This window comes from Ramlibacter pinisoli (assembly GCF_009758015.1).
Taxonomy (GTDB): Bacteria; Pseudomonadota; Gammaproteobacteria; order Burkholderiales; family Burkholderiaceae_C; genus Ramlibacter; species Ramlibacter pinisoli.
Map to the genome: position 1 here is coordinate 2,193,065 of NZ_WSEL01000009.1, position 15,703 is coordinate 2,208,767.

Annotated in this window: 16 protein-coding genes; 4 read left to right on the plus strand and 12 right to left on the minus strand. The window is 71.9% G+C overall.

The annotated features are described in order from the left end of the window. Window position 1: 1 nt before the first annotated feature. From GON04_RS24920 to GON04_RS24955, 8 genes are all read right to left on the minus strand, one after another. Window positions 2-808: an ABC transporter ATP-binding protein gene (locus GON04_RS24920; RefSeq protein ID WP_370530025.1), complete on the minus strand. Its 807-nt coding sequence runs from the start codon at window positions 806-808 to the stop codon at window positions 2-4. Window positions 809-812: 4 nt separating this feature from the next. Continuing rightward, on the minus strand, window positions 813-1,775 hold the full coding sequence (locus tag GON04_RS24925; RefSeq protein WP_157400642.1) for an ABC transporter substrate-binding protein: 963 nt from the start codon (window positions 1,773-1,775) through the stop codon (window positions 813-815). A 32-nt stretch (window positions 1,776-1,807) separates the two neighbouring features. Continuing rightward, complete coding sequence (locus tag GON04_RS24930) at window positions 1,808-2,740, minus strand: fumarylacetoacetate hydrolase family protein (protein WP_157400643.1); 933 nt, start codon at window positions 2,738-2,740, stop codon at window positions 1,808-1,810. A gap of 18 nt (window positions 2,741-2,758) precedes the next feature. Further along, on the minus strand, window positions 2,759-4,279 hold the full coding sequence (locus GON04_RS24935; RefSeq protein WP_157400644.1) for an AMP-binding protein: 1,521 nt from the start codon (window positions 4,277-4,279) through the stop codon (window positions 2,759-2,761). Window positions 4,280-4,477: 198 nt separating this feature from the next. Further along, window positions 4,478-6,037, minus strand: a complete 1,560-nt coding sequence (locus tag GON04_RS24940; RefSeq protein ID WP_157400645.1) for an acyl-CoA synthetase — start codon at window positions 6,035-6,037, stop codon at window positions 4,478-4,480. 144 nt (window positions 6,038-6,181) lie between these two features. Further along, window positions 6,182-6,469, minus strand: coding sequence for a hypothetical protein (locus GON04_RS24945; protein WP_181653757.1), 288 nt, complete (start codon window positions 6,467-6,469; stop codon window positions 6,182-6,184). A 26-nt stretch (window positions 6,470-6,495) separates the two neighbouring features. Next, window positions 6,496-6,888 carry a hypothetical protein gene (locus tag GON04_RS24950; RefSeq protein ID WP_157400646.1) on the minus strand — a complete coding sequence of 131 codons (393 nt, stop codon included), beginning with the start codon at window positions 6,886-6,888 and terminating at the stop codon, window positions 6,496-6,498. After that, complete coding sequence (locus tag GON04_RS24955) at window positions 6,885-8,051, minus strand: mandelate racemase/muconate lactonizing enzyme family protein (RefSeq protein WP_157400647.1); 1,167 nt, start codon at window positions 8,049-8,051, stop codon at window positions 6,885-6,887. The genes GON04_RS24950 and GON04_RS24955 overlap by 4 nt, the downstream gene beginning before the upstream one ends. A gap of 100 nt (window positions 8,052-8,151) precedes the next feature. On the opposite strand from GON04_RS24955, the gene GON04_RS24960 reads away from it, so the two are divergent. The 4 genes from GON04_RS24960 (at window position 8,152) to GON04_RS24975 (ending at window position 12,225) form a co-directional block, all read left to right on the plus strand. Continuing rightward, entirely contained in the window at window positions 8,152-9,291 is a 1,140-nt protein-coding gene (locus GON04_RS24960) for a TIR domain-containing protein (protein ID WP_157400648.1), read from the plus strand. Between the two features lie 115 nt (window positions 9,292-9,406). Beyond that, complete coding sequence (locus GON04_RS24965; RefSeq protein ID WP_157400649.1) at window positions 9,407-10,354, plus strand: tripartite tricarboxylate transporter substrate binding protein; 948 nt, start codon at window positions 9,407-9,409, stop codon at window positions 10,352-10,354. A gap of 12 nt (window positions 10,355-10,366) precedes the next feature. After that, the gene (locus GON04_RS24970; RefSeq protein WP_157400650.1) at window positions 10,367-10,876 is read left to right on the plus strand and encodes a Mut7-C RNAse domain-containing protein; all 510 of its coding nucleotides are present in this window, start codon (window positions 10,367-10,369) and stop codon (window positions 10,874-10,876) included. A gap of 92 nt (window positions 10,877-10,968) precedes the next feature. Further along, window positions 10,969-12,225: a hypothetical protein gene (locus GON04_RS24975; RefSeq protein WP_157400651.1), complete on the plus strand. Its 1,257-nt coding sequence runs from the start codon at window positions 10,969-10,971 to the stop codon at window positions 12,223-12,225. A 66-nt stretch (window positions 12,226-12,291) separates the two neighbouring features. Here GON04_RS24975 and GON04_RS24980 read toward each other — a convergent pair whose 3' ends face one another. The 4 genes from GON04_RS24980 to GON04_RS24995 form a co-directional block, all read right to left on the minus strand. Further along, window positions 12,292-12,720, minus strand: coding sequence for a universal stress protein (locus tag GON04_RS24980; protein WP_157400652.1), 429 nt, complete (start codon window positions 12,718-12,720; stop codon window positions 12,292-12,294). A 20-nt stretch (window positions 12,721-12,740) separates the two neighbouring features. Continuing rightward, a complete protein-coding gene (locus GON04_RS24985) occupies window positions 12,741-13,445 on the minus strand; it encodes a TerC family protein (RefSeq protein ID WP_157400653.1) in 705 nt (234 codons plus the stop codon). 119 nt (window positions 13,446-13,564) lie between these two features. Beyond that, a complete protein-coding gene (locus tag GON04_RS24990; protein WP_157400654.1) occupies window positions 13,565-14,977 on the minus strand; it encodes a sensor histidine kinase in 1,413 nt (470 codons plus the stop codon). Then, window positions 14,964-15,641: a response regulator gene (locus GON04_RS24995; RefSeq protein WP_157400655.1), complete on the minus strand. Its 678-nt coding sequence runs from the start codon at window positions 15,639-15,641 to the stop codon at window positions 14,964-14,966. Before GON04_RS24995 ends, GON04_RS24990 begins: the two co-directional genes overlap by 14 nt. Window positions 15,642-15,703: the final 62 nt, after the last annotated feature.

Here is a 15,703-nt window from a genome sequence, read left to right on the forward strand (position 1 = left end):
GTCAATGCCCCGGCGGCAGCAGGTGGAACAGCTGGTGGCGGTAGGCCAGGAAGCGCGCATCCTCGCGCGTGGTGAGCTGGTTGCGCGGCCGCTCCAGGTCGATGGCGATGGTCTCGGCCAGCCGGCCCGGGTGGCGGTCCATGGCAACCACGCGGTCGCCCAGGTAGATCGCCTCCTCCAGGTCGTGGGTGATGAAGACCACCGTCACGCCCGACTCGGAGCACAGCCGCGCCACCTCGTCCTGCAGGCCCTGGCGCGTCATGGCGTCGAGCGCGCCGAACGGCTCGTCCATCAGCAGCACCTGCGGCGACTGCGCCATGCAGCGCGCGATCTGCAGCCGCTGCTGCATGCCACCCGACAGCTGGGTGGGAAAGGCATCCTTGCGATCGGCCAGGCCGACGCGCGCCAGCATCTCGTCGACGATGCCGGCCCGCTCGGAGCGCGGGACGCGCCGCGCCTCCAGCGCCAGTTCCACGTTGCCTGCCACCGTGCGCCACGGCAGCAGCGCACGGCCGTAGTCCTGGAACACCACCGCGATCTCCGGGCGCGGGCCGCTGACCGGGGCGCCGCGGAACATCACCTCGCCGCGGGTGGGCGTGAGCAGCCCGGCCATCATCCGCAGCAGCGTGGTCTTGCCGCAGCCGGAGGCGCCGACGATGCAGACGAACTCGTGCTCGTGCACCGCCAGCTCGATGCCCTGCAGGATGTCCAGCGAGCCGACGGTGAAGTCGAGCCCGCTGATGGCCAGCACCGGCGCGCCGGTCGGCTCGAGCGTCGTCGGCCCGCCGGACGATGGGAAGCTGCGCACGGCCTTACTTGACCAGCAACTTCGCCGGCTCGACGGGCTTCTTCAGCATGCCCTGCTCGGCCATGATCTTGTTCCAGCGGTCCACCACGTCGGGCGTGATCACCGGCTTGAACTTGGGATCGGGGAACTTGGCTTGCACGTCGGCGGGGAACGGGATGTAGACCAGGTTGGCCTTGCGCACCACCGAGGGGTCCTTGGCCGCCAGCGCCGAGGCTTCCTCGATCGAGGCCTTGAACGCCGCCACCGCCTTCGGGTTGGCCTCGGCCCACTTGCGGCTGGCCACATGCCAGCCCGACTGGATCTCGCCATCGAGCGCGGCGATGTAGTAGGCCACCACCCGGCCGGTGTTGGTCTCCAGCGCGCGCGACAGGAAGGGCTGCACCGCCAGGATGCCGTCGACCTGGCCGGCGCGCAGCACGTCGATGGACTGCGCGAACGCGTTCTCGGTGAAAGTCACCTTGCGCCAGTCGCCGCCGTTCTCGCTCATCCACTTGCGGAACAGCACATGCAGGAAGGCGTTCAGGCCGGGTGTGGACACGCGCTTGCCCTCGAAGTCCTTGGCGGTCTTGATCGGGCTGTCGGGCCGCACCATGATGGCCACGTCCTCCATGCCCTTGGTGTAGTAGCCGCCGCCGGCGATCACCACCAGGTCCAGCCCCTGCTCCACCGCCTGCATGGTGTTGGGCGCGGTGGGCGTCGCCACCTGCAGGCTGCCGGCCATCAGCGCCGCCGGCGTGGTGGCCGAGTTGGGCACCAGCTTCATCTCGACGTCCAGGCCATGCTTCTTGAAGATGCCCTCATTGGCGGCGACGAAGGCATTGGCGAACGCCGTCGAGGCCGAGAAGCCGAACACGATCTTCTGCGGAGCGGCCGGCTGGGCGGCGGCCGGCAGCGCGGCGAGCGCGCCCAGCACGAGGCCGGCGGCCAGCCTGCGCAGCAGGCCGGGCAGCGAGATGAGAAAGGACATGGCGGAGTCTCCTGTGGTGGTTGGCGGGACGGCTACTGCTGGAACACGATGCGGTTGCGCAGCATCCCCAGGCCCTGGATCTCGAGCTCGACGACATCGCCGTGCTTGAGGAAGCGGCCGAGCTCCAGGCCGCAGCCGCCGCCGACGGTGCCCGAGCCGAGGAACTCCCCGGGGTGCAGGGTCTCATCCTGCGAGACGTGGGCGATGATGTCCTCGAAGCGGTGGTGCATGGAGCCGCTGTTGCCGCGCGACCATTCCTCGCCGTTGACGCGCGCCACCATGGTGAGGTCGTAGGGGTCGGCCACCTCGTCGGCCGTGACCAGCCAGGGCCCCAGCACGTTGCCGGTGTCGAAGTCCTTGCCCTTGGTGGGCCCGAGGGTGCCGCCCATCTCGCGCCGCTGCTGGTCGCGGGCGCTGACGTCGTTGAAGATCAGGTAGCCGAAGACGTGGGACCGAGCCTGGTCCTTGGCAATGTTCTTGCCGCACTTGCCGGTGATGGCCGCGAACTCCAGCTCGTAGTCGATCATCTTCGAGTAGCGCGGCACGATGACGTCGGCGCCGGTGCCCACCACCGAGAAGCGGTTGCACTTGTAGTAGATCGGCTCCTGGTACCACACGGGCGGGATCTCCACCTTGGCCGGGTCGCGCTCACCTGGAATGCCGAACAGGTGGCTGTTGGCGCGCGCCTGGCGGAAATGCTTCTCGAAGCACAGGAAGTCGCGCATCTGGCGCGGCTCGGGCAGGGGCGCCTGCAGCGTCACCCCGGCCAGCGGCAGCGTGACCTTCGCCGCCGCGAGCAGGCCGCGCGCCTCCTGCAGCGCCGCCGGCCCGCCGTCGATCAGCGCCAGCATGTCGCGCATCGCCGGCGAGCCGGACGCGGTGAAGTCGACGAGCTGCTGCTCGCCGGGTTGCAGTGCGCCGATGTGGCGCTGGCCACCGGGCAGGTCGAAGGTGACGAGTTTCATGCGGGGGTCTCCTGGGGGTCAGGCGGCGACGCCGGCCTGGTCGAGGGTGCGCAGCGCGGTCTTGAGGACCTTGCCGTAGTTGTTCTTGGGCAGCTCGTCCATCAGCCGGTAGTGGCGCGGGCGCTTGAAGCGGGCGATGCTGTCCAGGCAGAGGGCGTCGAGTTCGGCGGTGTCGAGGGCGGCCCCCGGGCGCGGCACCACGAAGGCCACCACCTCCTCGCCCCACTCGGCATGCGGGCGGCCGACCACCGCCACCTCGCGCACCGCCGGGTGGCGCAGCAGCACCTCCTCGACCTCGCGGGGGTAGATGTTGGAGCCGCCGCTGATGATCAGGTCCTTGGAGCGATCCATCAGGGTCAGGAAGCCGTCGCCATCGAGCGCGCCGACGTCGCCGGTGTGCAGCCACCCGCCCTGCAGCGCCTGCGCCGTCGCCTCGGGGTTGCCCCAGTAACCGGCCATCACGGTGTCGCCGCGCACCAGCACCTCGCCGGCATCGCCGGGCGGCGCCGCCACCCGTACCTCGACCGCGCTCTGGGCCACGCCGACCGAGGCGAGCCGCTGTGCATGGCGCGGGTGCGCGGTGTCGGTCAGCTGCGAGCGCGCCAGCACGGTGATGCCCATCGGGCACTCGCCCTGGCCGTAGATCTGGACGAAGCGCGGCCCCAGCACGGCCAGCGCCTGCTCGATGTCGGCGGCGTACATGGGGGCGCCGCCGTAGACGATGGTCTTGATGCCGTCGCCGCCGCTGCCCTGCGCCTGCGCGCCCTCCACCAGCCGCTTGACCATGGTCGGCGCGGCGAACAGCGACACGTGGCGCAGCCGCGCCGCCAGCCGCAGCACCTCGGCCGGATCGAAGCCGCCGGAGGCGGGCACCACGTGGCGCGCCCCGGCCAGCACGTGCGGCACGCAGTACAGGCCGGCGCCGTGCGACATCGGGGCCGCATACAGGCTGGCGTCCTGGCGCGCGATCGGGTCGACGTCGGCCAGATAGCACAGGGCCATGGCCAGCAGGTTGCGGTGCGTGATCATCACGCCCTTGGGCCGGCCGGTGGTGCCCGAGGTGTAGAACAGCCAGGCCGTGTCCTGCGGCTCGCGCCCGGCTGGCTCGCACGCCGCGTCGCCGAACAGGCGCGGGTAGTCGGCGCCGTCGACGTCGACGACGGTCCGCAAGGCAGGCAGGCGCGGCGCCGCCGCGCGCAGCGCGCCGGCAGCGTCGGCATCGGTGAACAGCACCCGGGCCCCGCTGTCGGCCAGGATGAACTCGACCTCGCGCGGGTGCAGCTTGGCGTTGACGGGCACGACGGCCAGGCCGGCCATCCAGGCGCCCCACAGCAGGTCGAGGTACTCCGGGCGATTGCGCAGCAGGATGGCGACCCGCTCACCCGGCGCCAGGGCCAGGGCACCCTGCAGGCCGGCACCGAGTTGCGCCGCCCGGCGCGCGAAGCCGGCGTAGTCGAGCAGCACGCGCTCGCCCAGCAGCACCGCCGGGTCGCCCGGGGCAACCCGGGCCGCGCGCACCAGCAGCTGCGCGACGTTCATGCGCGGCCTCGCGGCCCCTGGGGGACCGACCGGCGAACGATCCTGCGCGCAGCACCGACCATGCGTTGTCTCCTGCTGGCCCGCCGTCGTGCGCGGCGGGTCCGTGGTGCCGAAAATGATCGCGTCCGCCGCCGGGCGTGGATAGTCGTAGGACTACCCTATGGGGTTTGTACCGAGGGCCGCGCGCCGCACCCGGCCTCAGGCGAAGTGCCGCTGGTGCGCCAGGCGCAGGTCGCGCTTGAGGAGCTTGCCGCTCGGGTTCTTGGGCAGCGACGCTGCCAGCACCACCGCCTTGGGGCGCTTGAAGCCGGCCAGCCGCTCCTCGCAGTGCGCCAGCACGTCGGCCTCGGTCAGCGCCTGGCCGGCCTTGGGCACGATGACGGCGATCACGGCCTCGACCCAGCGCGGGTGCGGCACGCCGATCACCGCCACTTCGGACACCGCCGGGTGGCCGTAGATGCACTCCTCGACCTCGCGGCTGGCGACGTTCTCGCCGCCGGTCTTGATCATGTCCTTCTTGCGGTCGACCACCGTGATGTAGCCCTCGGCGTCGATGGTGGCCAGGTCGCCCGAGTGGAACCAGCCGTCCTGGAAGGCGGCGGCCGTGCGCTCGTCGTCGTGGAAGTAGCCCAGCATCAGGTGCGGCGAGCGGTGCACGATCTCGCCCACCTCGCCCGGGGCGACGTCGCGCAGCGCCTCGTCGACCACCCGGGTCTCGACGTTGAGCACGGCGCGGCCGCAGGAGCCGGGCTTGCGCAGCTGATCCTCGGGGCCCAGCATGGTGGCCAGCGGCGCGATCTCGGTCTGGCCGTACAGGTTCCAGAAGCCCACCTGCGGCAGCCGGCGCGCCATCTCGCGCAGCACCTCCACCGGCATGATCGAGGCCCCGTAGTAGCCCTTGCGCAGCGCCGACAGGTCGGTGGCGTCGAACGCCGGCGCGCGCAGCAGCGCGATCCACACCGTCGGCGGGGCGAAGAACGAGGTGATGCGGTGCCGCTGCAGCAGCGGCAGCAGGTTGTCGGGCGTCGGCTTCGCGGTGACGATGCTGGTGGCGCCGACGTAGACGCAGGGGCCGAGGAAGGCGTCGAGCTGGGCGCAGTGGTACAGCGGCAGCGCGTGCAGCATCACGTCGCCGGTGGCGATGCTGGCGTCGACCGCGCAGCTGGCGTACTGCCAGATCACCGCATCGTGCGTGAGCATGGCGCCCTTGGGGCTGGACTCGGTGCCGCTGGTGTAGACGATCTGGGCCAGGTCGCCGGCCTGCACCGGGCACTCGAGCGGCGTGCCGGCGCTGCGCGCCAGCTCGTCGAACGACACCATGCCGGCCACCGGGTCGGTGGCCTCCTCGGACGGCAGCCAGATGAACTGGCGCACCACGGTGTCGCGCGCGGCCGCCTGCCGCGCCACCTCGGCCAGGCCGCTGTCGGTGGCCAGCACGCCGGCCTGGGCATGGCGCAGGATGTACGCGACCTCCTCGGCCTGCAGCATGAAGTTGATCGGCACCAGCACGGCACCCAGCCGGGCGAGGGCGAAGCGCAGCGCGGCGAACCCGTGCGAGTTGCGCGCCAGCACCGCGACCCGGCTGCCGTCGGCCACGCCGATGCCGGCCAGGCCGGCGGCGACGCGGTCGACCACCGCGTCGAACTCACGGAAGGTCCAGCTGGTGGCGCCGCAGACCAGCCCGGTCTTGTCCGGCAGGCGATGCGCGGTGCGGCGCAGCAGGTCGGCCAGGGTCTGGCGGCGGACGGCAGGATGCATGCGGGTCTCCCAGTGCGGCCCAGTATCCCGCCGGCCGTGGCGCGTGCGGCGCGGGGAAAACACGGAGCGCATGGAAGCCGTCATGCCGGGTTGGACCGACATGACGGGAACAGGGAGACCTGACGGGGGGCCGGAGCTGGCTGCTCAGCCGTCGCCGAGCGGGCCCGAGGGCCGGCCGAGCGGAATGGCCGGGTCGATGCGCCGCTTGTAGTGCGCATAGTCCGCCGGCGCATCGGCCACGCCGGCCTGCCCCACGGCATCGGGCAGCTCGGACTGCAGGCTGACGTGGCTCACGCGCTCGCCGGCGCGGCGGCGCTGGCGCTGCGCCTCGGCACAGCGCAGCGCCTCGTTGAGCTGGTCGGCGCCGAACACCGCGTGCTGCGCCACCGGCGCGCCGGACGCCGGGGTTTCGAGCCAGTAGACGACGATCACGCTGCCATTGTGGCTCGGCGCCACCCTCAGCCGCGCGGGTCGACCACGAGCGCCGCGTCCAACTCGCGGATGCGGTCCTCGCGGTAGTAGCCGCCGTACTCGGTCCAGCGCAGGAAGGCGCGGCCGCAGGCGCTGCACTGCAGGACGTCGCTCTTGTTGTAGGGATGGAAGGCCGGCGCGATCGGCGCGTCGGCCGACCAGGTGCGGGTGCCGCCCGGGTGCCATTCCTCCACGGTGGGCTCGTAGACCTCCGGGTCGCGCAGGGTGCCGACCTGGCGCAGCACGCTGGCGTCGAAGCCGCCGGGCAGGGCCTCCCAGCCGGGGCAGTGCAGGCCGCCGCAGGCCGGGCAGCGTCCGTCCGGGCGGCGCGCGCCGGCCAGGCGCACCAGGTCGGCGGCCGTGAGCAGCGCGCTGCTCACGAGGCCAGCGCCCGCATCTCGCGGATCAGGTCGGCCTTGCCCTCGAAGCCGATGCCGGGCAACTCGGGCAGCGTGACGTAACTGTTCTCCACCTTCACGCCGTCGGGAAAGCCCCCGTACGGCTGGAACAGGTCGGGATAGGACTCGTTGCCGCCCAGCCCCAGCCCGGCGGCGATGGCCAGCGACATCTGGTGGCCGCCGTGCGGGATGCAGCGACTGGGCGACCAGCCGTGCTGGCGCAGCATGTCCAGCGTGCGCAGGTACTCCACCAGTCCGTAGCTGAGCGCGCAGTCGAACTGCAGCCAGTCGCGGTCGGGGCGCATGCCGCCGTGGCGCACCAGGTTGCGCGCGTCCTGCATGGAGAACAGGTTCTCGCCGGTGGCCATCGGGTTCTTGTAGTAGTTGCGCAGCGTGGCCTGCAGTTCGTAGTCGAGCGGGTCGCCGGCCTCCTCGTACCAGAACAGGTCGTAGCGGGACAGCGCCTTGGCATAGGCGATGGCGGTGTCGAGGTCGAAGCGGCCGTTGGCATCGACCGCCAGCCGCTGGCCGTCCTGCAGGATGGACAGCACCGAGTCGATGCGGCGCAGGTCCTCGTCGAGCGAGGCGCCGCCGATCTTCATCTTGACGACCGAGTAGCCGCGGTCGAGATAGCGGCGCATCTCGTCCTTCAGCTGCGTGTCGTCCTTGCCCGGGTAGTAGTAGCCGCCGGCGGCATAGACGAACACCTTGCGGTCGGGCGTGCCGGTTCCGTAGCGCTGCGCCAGCAGCTGGTACAGCGGCACGCCGGCGATCTTCGCGACCGCGTCCCACACCGCCATGTCGATGGTGCCGATGGCCACCGAGCGCTCGCCGTGGCCGCCCGGCTTCTCGTTGCGGAACAGCGTGGCCCAGATGCGGTGCGGGTCCAGGTTGGTGCCGGCGTCGTCGACCAGGCTGGCCGGGTCGGCCTCGAGCAGGCGCGGGAAGAAGCGCTCGCGCATCAACGCGCCCTGGCCGTAGCGGCCGTTGGAGTTGAAGCCGTAGCCCACCACCGGCCGGCCGTCGCGCACCACGTCGGTGACGACGGCGACCAAGCTGAGGGTCATCTTGCTGAAGTCGATGTAGGCGTTGCGGATCGGCGAGGCGATCGGGCGGGTGGATTCGTGCAGGGCGACGATCTTCATGCACCGATCTTCGCCGATCCGCCCGCCTCGGCCGCGCGGGTGGTGTTGCCGCGCGGTCGAAAGCGCTACAGTGGCGCCTCCGCCCGACCAAACCTCCCGCATGACCAGCCCGCGCCACGACCAGGCCACGCTCGAAGCCGCGATCGATCGCATGGGCCGGCTGGCCAAGGAGGTGCGCACGCTGGACGTGAGCATCCTGCGCGACCGCTGGGACACGCGGCTGGAGTCGCTGCAGAAGCGCATCAACGACGCCCTGGCCGACGCGCTGGGTCACGGCACGCCGGAGTACCGCGAGCACCGGGTGGCGCTGGAGGCGACGCTGGACACCAGCTTCGGCGACCGCTACTCCACCGAGGAACTGCAGGACAGCCTGCGCAAGGCGCTCGATGCCGCCGCCGTCAACCTGAAGTCGGCCGGCAAGGTGCTCGCCGAACGGCTGGCGCAGGCGGGTCCGGCCAAGCAAGCATCGACCAAGGCGGCCCCGCCGCCGCCGGCCACGCCCAAGCCGGCCCCGGCCGCCACGCCCGCACCGACGTCGGCTCCCGCGCCGTCGCCCAGACCGACACCCGCACCGACCCCGGTGCCAACACCCGTCCCCACTCCGGTACCAACACCGGCGCCGACGCCGACACCCGCCGCCACGCCAGCACCGACGCCGGCATCCGCCGTCGCGTCCGGCCGCGACGACGACTCCTTCTTCGATTCCACCGTGTCCGCCACGCTGGAGACCGAAGTCCCGCCCACCACCGCCAAGACCGCCCCCATGCCCATGTCCCAGCCTTCCACGCCCGCCGCTGCCACCGACGCACGCCGCGTCGCCATCGTCAGCAGCATCGGTGATGCGGCGGCCCGGTCGGTCGCCGGCTTCGTCGAGCAGCTCGGGCTGGAACCGGTGCTGGTGGGCGATGGGCCGGTCAGCGACGACACCACCTTCGTCGACCGCCTGGAGGGAACGCGCGGCGCCGCCTACGCCATCGTGCTGGTGACGCCGGCCGGTCTGGCCGCCGAACCGGGCACGTCCGGCCCGCGCACCGAGACCCTGCTGGAGATCGGTTTCCTGTTCGGCGTGCTGGGGCGCCGCAAGGTGCTGTTCCTGGTCGACGGCAAGCCGTCGGTCGCCGCCGAGCTCAAGGACATGGTGCTGGTGCACACCCGCGACGAGGGCGACCTGTGGCGCCTGCTGGTCGCGCGCGAGATGCGCAAGGCCGGCCTCGACGTCGACATGAACCGCGCGCTCTGAGCGCCCTCGCGGCCCGGCTGCCGATGGGCCGGGCGCACGCGGGTGGGCCCGATTGCGCCCACCGGCCATTTCTGCGACAAGTCCCTGGTTGCATGCCAACGCAAGGAGACATCCGATGAGACAACTGCTCGCCGCCCTCGGCCTCGCCCTGGCGGCGCCGCTGGCACTGGCCCAGGCCTGCCCCGACCGGAACGTGAACTACTGGCAGGCGTTCCCGCCGGGCGGCGAGTCGGACCTGTCGGCGCGCCACCAGCAGGTGCTGCTGAAGAAGAAGTGCCCGGCCGTCGAGACCATCATCCAGTACAAGGCCGGCGCCGGCGGGGCGCTGATGTGGACGCAGATCAACCAGCTGCCCGGCGACGGCGCCAACGTGGTGGGCATCAACCTGCCGCACATCGTGTTCCAGCCGATCGAGGGGCAGGTCCAGTACAAGACCCAGGACATCGTGCCGGTGTTCTGGTTCCACTACACGCCCGACATCCTGGTGGTGCCCGAGTCCAGCCCGATCAAGTCGTTCCAGGACTTCCTGCAGGCGGCCAAGGCCAGCCCCGGCAAGCTGAGCCTGGGCGGGTCGGGCCTGAACTCGGCCAACCACGCGGCCCACGAGCGCCTGAACGCCGCCTTCGGCGTCAAGACCATCTACGTGCCGTTCAAGGGCACCGGCGACATGGCCACCTCGGTCATCGGCTCCCAGGTCGACGGCGCCATGACCTATACGCCGTTCGCCATCGCCAACAAGGGCCGCATCCGGCCGCTGGCGGTGGCGATGGACAAGCGCCATCCGCTCATGCCCGACGTTCCCACGTTCCGCGAACTGGGTATCGACTGGGTCGACGGCGCCTACCGCGGCATCGGCGTGCCCAAGTCCACCCCGCCGGCCGAGCGCAAGCGCCTGTCGGACATGTGGATGGCGCTGAACACCGACGCCGAGATGAAGGACCTGGCCGCCAAGGCCGGCTTCGAGCTGGTCAACATCGGGCTGGAGCAGATGGACGGCTTCATGGCCGAGAAGACCAAGCTGTACACCGAGGGCGCGACCCGGCTGGGCCTGGGCAAGAAGTAAGCTGGGGCGGCGATGCCGCCCGCCGCGCCCGTCCCCGCCGCGCCCCCCGTCGGATTCGCCGCCGACGCCATGCTGGCGCGGCTGGCGCGCTGGCTGCGCACCCTGGGCTACGACACCAGCCTCGATCCGGCGCTGGACGATCCGGCGCTGGTGCGCCAGGCCGACGCGCAGCAGCGCATCCTGCTCACGCGCGACCGCCGGCTGCTGCGCGACCTGCGGCCACGGCAGGCGCTGGCGATCGCCCACGACGCCCCTTTGGCACAGTTGCACCAGGTGGTTACCACCCTCGCGTTGCCACCGCCGGTCGAACTCTTCACCCGCTGCACCGTCTGCAACACGCCACTGTCGGCGCCGCTGGACGAGCCGCAGCGCGCGCAGCTGCTGCCGCCCGACGTGCGGGCGCTGGCCGGCCCGGCCCGCCAGTGCCCCGGCTGCGGCCGGGTGTACTGGCCCGGCTCGCACGCGCGCCGCATGCGCGAGGCCATCGACCGCACCCTGCCCGGCTGGCTAGCTCAGCTGTAAGAAGCCCCGCACAGCCTTTGCACCTCGCAACGTCCGGTAACGGCTGAGGCAGCCAAGAATGCCGGCTTCAACAGCTGAGCAGAGGAGTTTGCATGCGCAGCCGACAACGGGCCCTCGTGGCCGCATTGGCCTGGACCGGCATCGTGGCCGCGGGCCTGGGAGCCTGCGGGGGCAGCGGCGAAGGCGGCGGCAGCGCCGCCGTGCCGGGCAGCGGCGGGACCGGCAACACGGCCAGCACGCTGAACGGCGCCAGCGCCAGCACGACGCTGGGCACCGCCAGTCCGACGACCGGCGCCACGACCGGCACCACCACCCCCACCGTGCTGGGCGACTGCACCATGTTCCCGCCCGAGGCCGTGTTCAACACCCGCATCGACGATCCGGCCGCCTTCCCGGTGCATGCCAGCAGCGCCGGTTGGGTGGCGGCGGTGGGCAGCGGGACGGCTTTCCACGCCGACTGGTGGCTGGGCGAGGACCCGAGCCAGCCGACGGCCTACTACGGCATCCCCTGGAACGTGGTCGACGGCAGCGCCGCCACCACCGCCTGGCCGAGCGTGCAGTACGACTTCACGCCCACCGGGCGCAGCACCGAGGTGGGCTGGCCGCACGAGAGCGACTGCGCCGTGGCTGACGGCAGCGGCTACAACCTGCAGCGCGGCTGCGGCACCGTGCCGGTGGCGCAGCGCCGCTTCCCGTTTCCGCTCAGCGGGGTGAAGAACGAAGGCGGCACCTGCAACGACCCGGCCACCTGCGGCGACCACCACGTGCTGGTGGTCGAGCAAGGCGCCTGCCGGCTCTGGGAGGCGTACCACGCGTACGCTTCGCGCGGCCAGTGGTACGCGCTGTCGACCGCCGCCTGGGACCTGAAGTCGCTGGCGCTGCGCCCGTCCGGCTGGACCGCGGCCGACGCCGCCGGCCTGCCGATCACGCCCTTCCTGGCCAAGGCGGCCGAAGCCTCCAGCGGCGAGATCCGCCATGCGCTGCGGGTGACGCTGCGCGACTCGGTGATCGCCAACAGCTTCGTCTGGCCGGCCCGCCATGCCGCCGGCAGCACGGCCGGCAGCATCCCCTTCGGCGCCCTGCTGCGCCTGAAGTCGGATTTCGTGATCCCGGACACCTGGACCACCCAGGCCAAGGCGATCGCCACCGCCGCCAAGCAGTACGGCCTGTACGTGGCCGACATCGGGGTGGATTTCTACGTGCAGGGCGAGCCCAGCGCGGCCTGGGACGAGAACACGTTCCGGCAGCTGGGTGCCATCAGCATGGCGCAGATGGAATTCGTCGACCTGCGCAGCGTGACGGGCAACGCGCGCTTTTCCAGCGACTCGCTGGCGGCGCGCTGGAACTGAGAGCCCCGCCCGCTTGAACGGCAGCCCCGCACGCTGAAATTGGAGCCCGGCAAGCGGGGCGCCGCCTCAGGCGGTGATGACGTAGCAGCCCCGGCTGCCCTCGAGCAGGTGGCTCACCTGCTGCTGGATGGAGCCGAACAGCTGGCTGCCCAGCCCCGGCTGGGCCGAGCCCAGCACGATGCGGTCGCAGCCCAGTTCCTGGGCCGTGCCCGCGATGGTCTCGGCCCGGCGCCCGCTGCGCACCACGGCCCGGTGCGGCACGCCGGCCGCCTCGAGCAGGGCGCAGGCCGGCGCGAGTTCCTCCAGGCCGGTCTCGTTCTGCAGGCGCTCGAGCTCGGCCGGCTGGAAGTAGCCGGCGACATGGCCGTTGACCGGCGTCTGGACGCTCAGCAGGTACACCGGCACGCCTTCGCGGCGGTGGATGCGGATCGCCTCGGCCAGCGCGCGCTGCTGCTGCGCGCTGTTGCCCTCGAGCGGGACGAGCACTTGTCGCATGGCCGGCCGCCGGTGGGCCCTCAGGCCGCCTTCTCGTCGGCGGGGCCGTTGGAGCCCGCGGCGGCCTTGGCGGCCAGCCACTTGCCCAGTGCAACGACGACGACGGCGCCGATCGCGGGGGCGACCCAGTGCAGCAGGTGCTGCTGGTCGGTCCAGGCCTTGACCGAGGGATCGGAGATGGCCATCTCGCCGGCCACCCAGCCCAGCAGGCCGGCACCGATGGTGATGATGATGGGGAAGCGCTCCATCAGCTTCAGGATCAGCGTGCTGCCGAAGATGATGAGCGGGATGCTGATGACCAGGCCGACGACCAGCAGCACCACGTCGCCCTTGGCGGCGGCGGCCACACCGATCACGTTGTCCAGGCTCATGACCAGGTCGGCCACGATGATGGTCTTGATGGCGGCGGCCAGGCTGGAGTTGCCTTCCAGTTCCTCGTCGTCGTCGTCGCCCTTGAGCAGGCCGATGCCGATCCACAGCAGCAGCACCGCGCCGATCAGCTTCAGGTAGGGCAGCGTGAGCAGGTAGACCGCGAAGAAGGTCAGGATCAGGCGCAGCACGATGGCGCCGACGCTGCCGAAGAGAATCGCCTTCTTCTGCTGGGCCGGCGGCAGCGAGCGGCTGGCCAGCGCGATGACGACGGCGTTGTCGCCGCTGAGCACGATGTTGATCATGATGATCTGGGCCAGGGCGATCCAGAACGTCGAGGTGGACAGGAAGTCCATGCAGTTGTCTCCTCATGGCGGGGACACCATGCCCCCGGGTGGCCACGAGGATAGGGAGGGCCGCTGTCGGCTCCTTGTCGGCCAGCTGTCGTCTTCTTGTCGCCCAGCTGTCGCCAGGCTTACGCGGCGCCCCGGGCGACGGCCTCCGAGGGCGGGAAGTGCACCGTGAAGCGGTTGCCGGTGCCGTCGTGGTCGTCCTCGACCGTGATGCGGGCGCCGTGCAGTGCCGCGATCTCGCTGACGATGGCCAGCCCCAGCCCGCTGCCGTCGGCCTTGCCGCCCAGCAGGCGGTGGAAGCGCTCGAACACCCGGGTGCGCTCCTCCGGCGGGATGCTGGGGCCGTCGTCGCTGATCGACAGGATGCGCTCGCCGCCGGCGCTGGCCACCTTGACCGTCACCCGGCCGCCCTCATGCGAGTAGCGCACCGCGTTGTCGATCAGGTTGTTGATCAGGTCGCGCAGCCGGTCCGGGTCGGCGTCGATCGACGACGGCCGGCCCTCGCCCTCGAAGCCCAGGTCGATCGCCCGGCGCAGCGCCTGCGGCGCCCATTCCATGCTGATCTCGAGCGCGAACGCCTCCAGGTCGACCGCCTGCAGGTTGACCGCGGCGACGGCGCCGGGCTCGTTGCGGGCCAGCGCCAGCAGCTGCTGCACCAGCCGCGACAGGCGCTCGGCGCTGACGTACAGCTGGGCGAGCGAGTGCCGCACCCGCGCCGGGTCGGGCTCGCCCAGCGCCAGCTCGATCTGCGCCTTCAGCCCTGCCACCGGGGTCTTGAGCTGGTGGGCGGCGTCGGCGATGAACCGGTTCTGCACGTCCAGCGCGGTCTCCAGGCGCAGCATCAGCGCGTTGACCTCCTCGGCCAGCGGCCGCACCTCCAGCGGCACGTGGGCCAGGTCGAGCGCGCTCAGGTCCTGGTGCGAGCGCCGCGCCAGCGCCCGGCCGAGGGCCTCCAGCGGCCGCAGCCCGTGGCGCACCGCCCACACCACCGCCACGCAGGCCATCGCGATCAGCACCAGCTGCGCGGCCAGCAGGCTGGCGACGATGTCGCGGGTGAGCCGGTTGCGCTTGTTCAGCGTCTCGGCGACCTGCACCAGCACCTGGCGCGCCGGCGCGGCCTCGTCGTACGGCAGCCAGGAGGCGACCACGCGCACCGTCTCGCCGTGCAGGTCCTGGGAGGCGAAGCGCGCCGCCGCGCCGGGCCGGCCGGCCGGCTCCAGCCGCTGCAACGCCGGCTCGCCGCCCAGCACCTGGCCGGCGGAAGTCCAGACCCGGAACGCGAGCCGGTCGTCCTGGTCGACCAGCAGTGCCTGCGCGGCCGCCGGCGACAGGTCCAGCCGCGGGCCGGACGGCCCCTCGTGCACGTGCAGCGCCACCTCGCGCGCGATCTCGTGCAGGCCGCGGTCGTAGGCATGGTCGGCCAGCCGCGAGGCCGTCCACCAGCCGATGGCGGTGTCCAGCACCAGCAGCGCCACCAGCGGCGCCAGCAGGCCAGCCAGCAGCGCGCGCTTCAGGCGCGGCTCACGGCTCCCCATGGCTGCGTTCCATCAGGTAGCCCATGCCGCGCACGGTGCGGATCTCGCAGCCGAGCGGCTCCAGCTTCTTGCGGATGCGGTAGACGTACACCTCGATCGCGTTGAGGCCGACCTCGTCGCCCCAGCCGTACAGGTGGTTGACGATGTTCTCCTTGCTCACCACGCGGCCGGCGCGCAGCAGCAGCAGCTCCAGCACCGCCAGCTCGCGCGCCGACAGCTCGATCGGCCGGCCCTCGTGCGAGACCCGGCGGCCGACGGTGTCGAAGGTCAGCGCGCCGTGGTGCAGCAGCGGCGACACCGCCGCCGCGCCGCGCCGCAGCTGGGCCCGCACCCGGGCCTCCAGCTCGGGCAGGTCGAACGGCTTGGTCAGATAGTCGTCGGCACCGGCGTCCAGGCCGGCGACGCGGTCGGCCAGGGCGTCCATCGCCGTCAGGATCAGCACCGGGGTTGTGGCGCGGCGCGCGCGCAGACGCCGCAGCACCTCCAGGCCCGTCAGGCCGGGCAGGCCGATGTCCAGGATCACCAGATCGTAGGTGGCCGACAGCAGCGAGCGGTCGGCCTCGTCGCCGCTGGAGGCGATGTCGACCGCATAGGCCGAGCGCGCCAGGGCACGCGACAACGCGTCGGCGAGCACCTTGTCGTCTTCGGCCAGGAGGATGCGCATGGGCGGCGGTGGTGGAAGCGCGCCCCCGAAAAGCAAATGGCGGGCACGCGGCCCGCCATTGT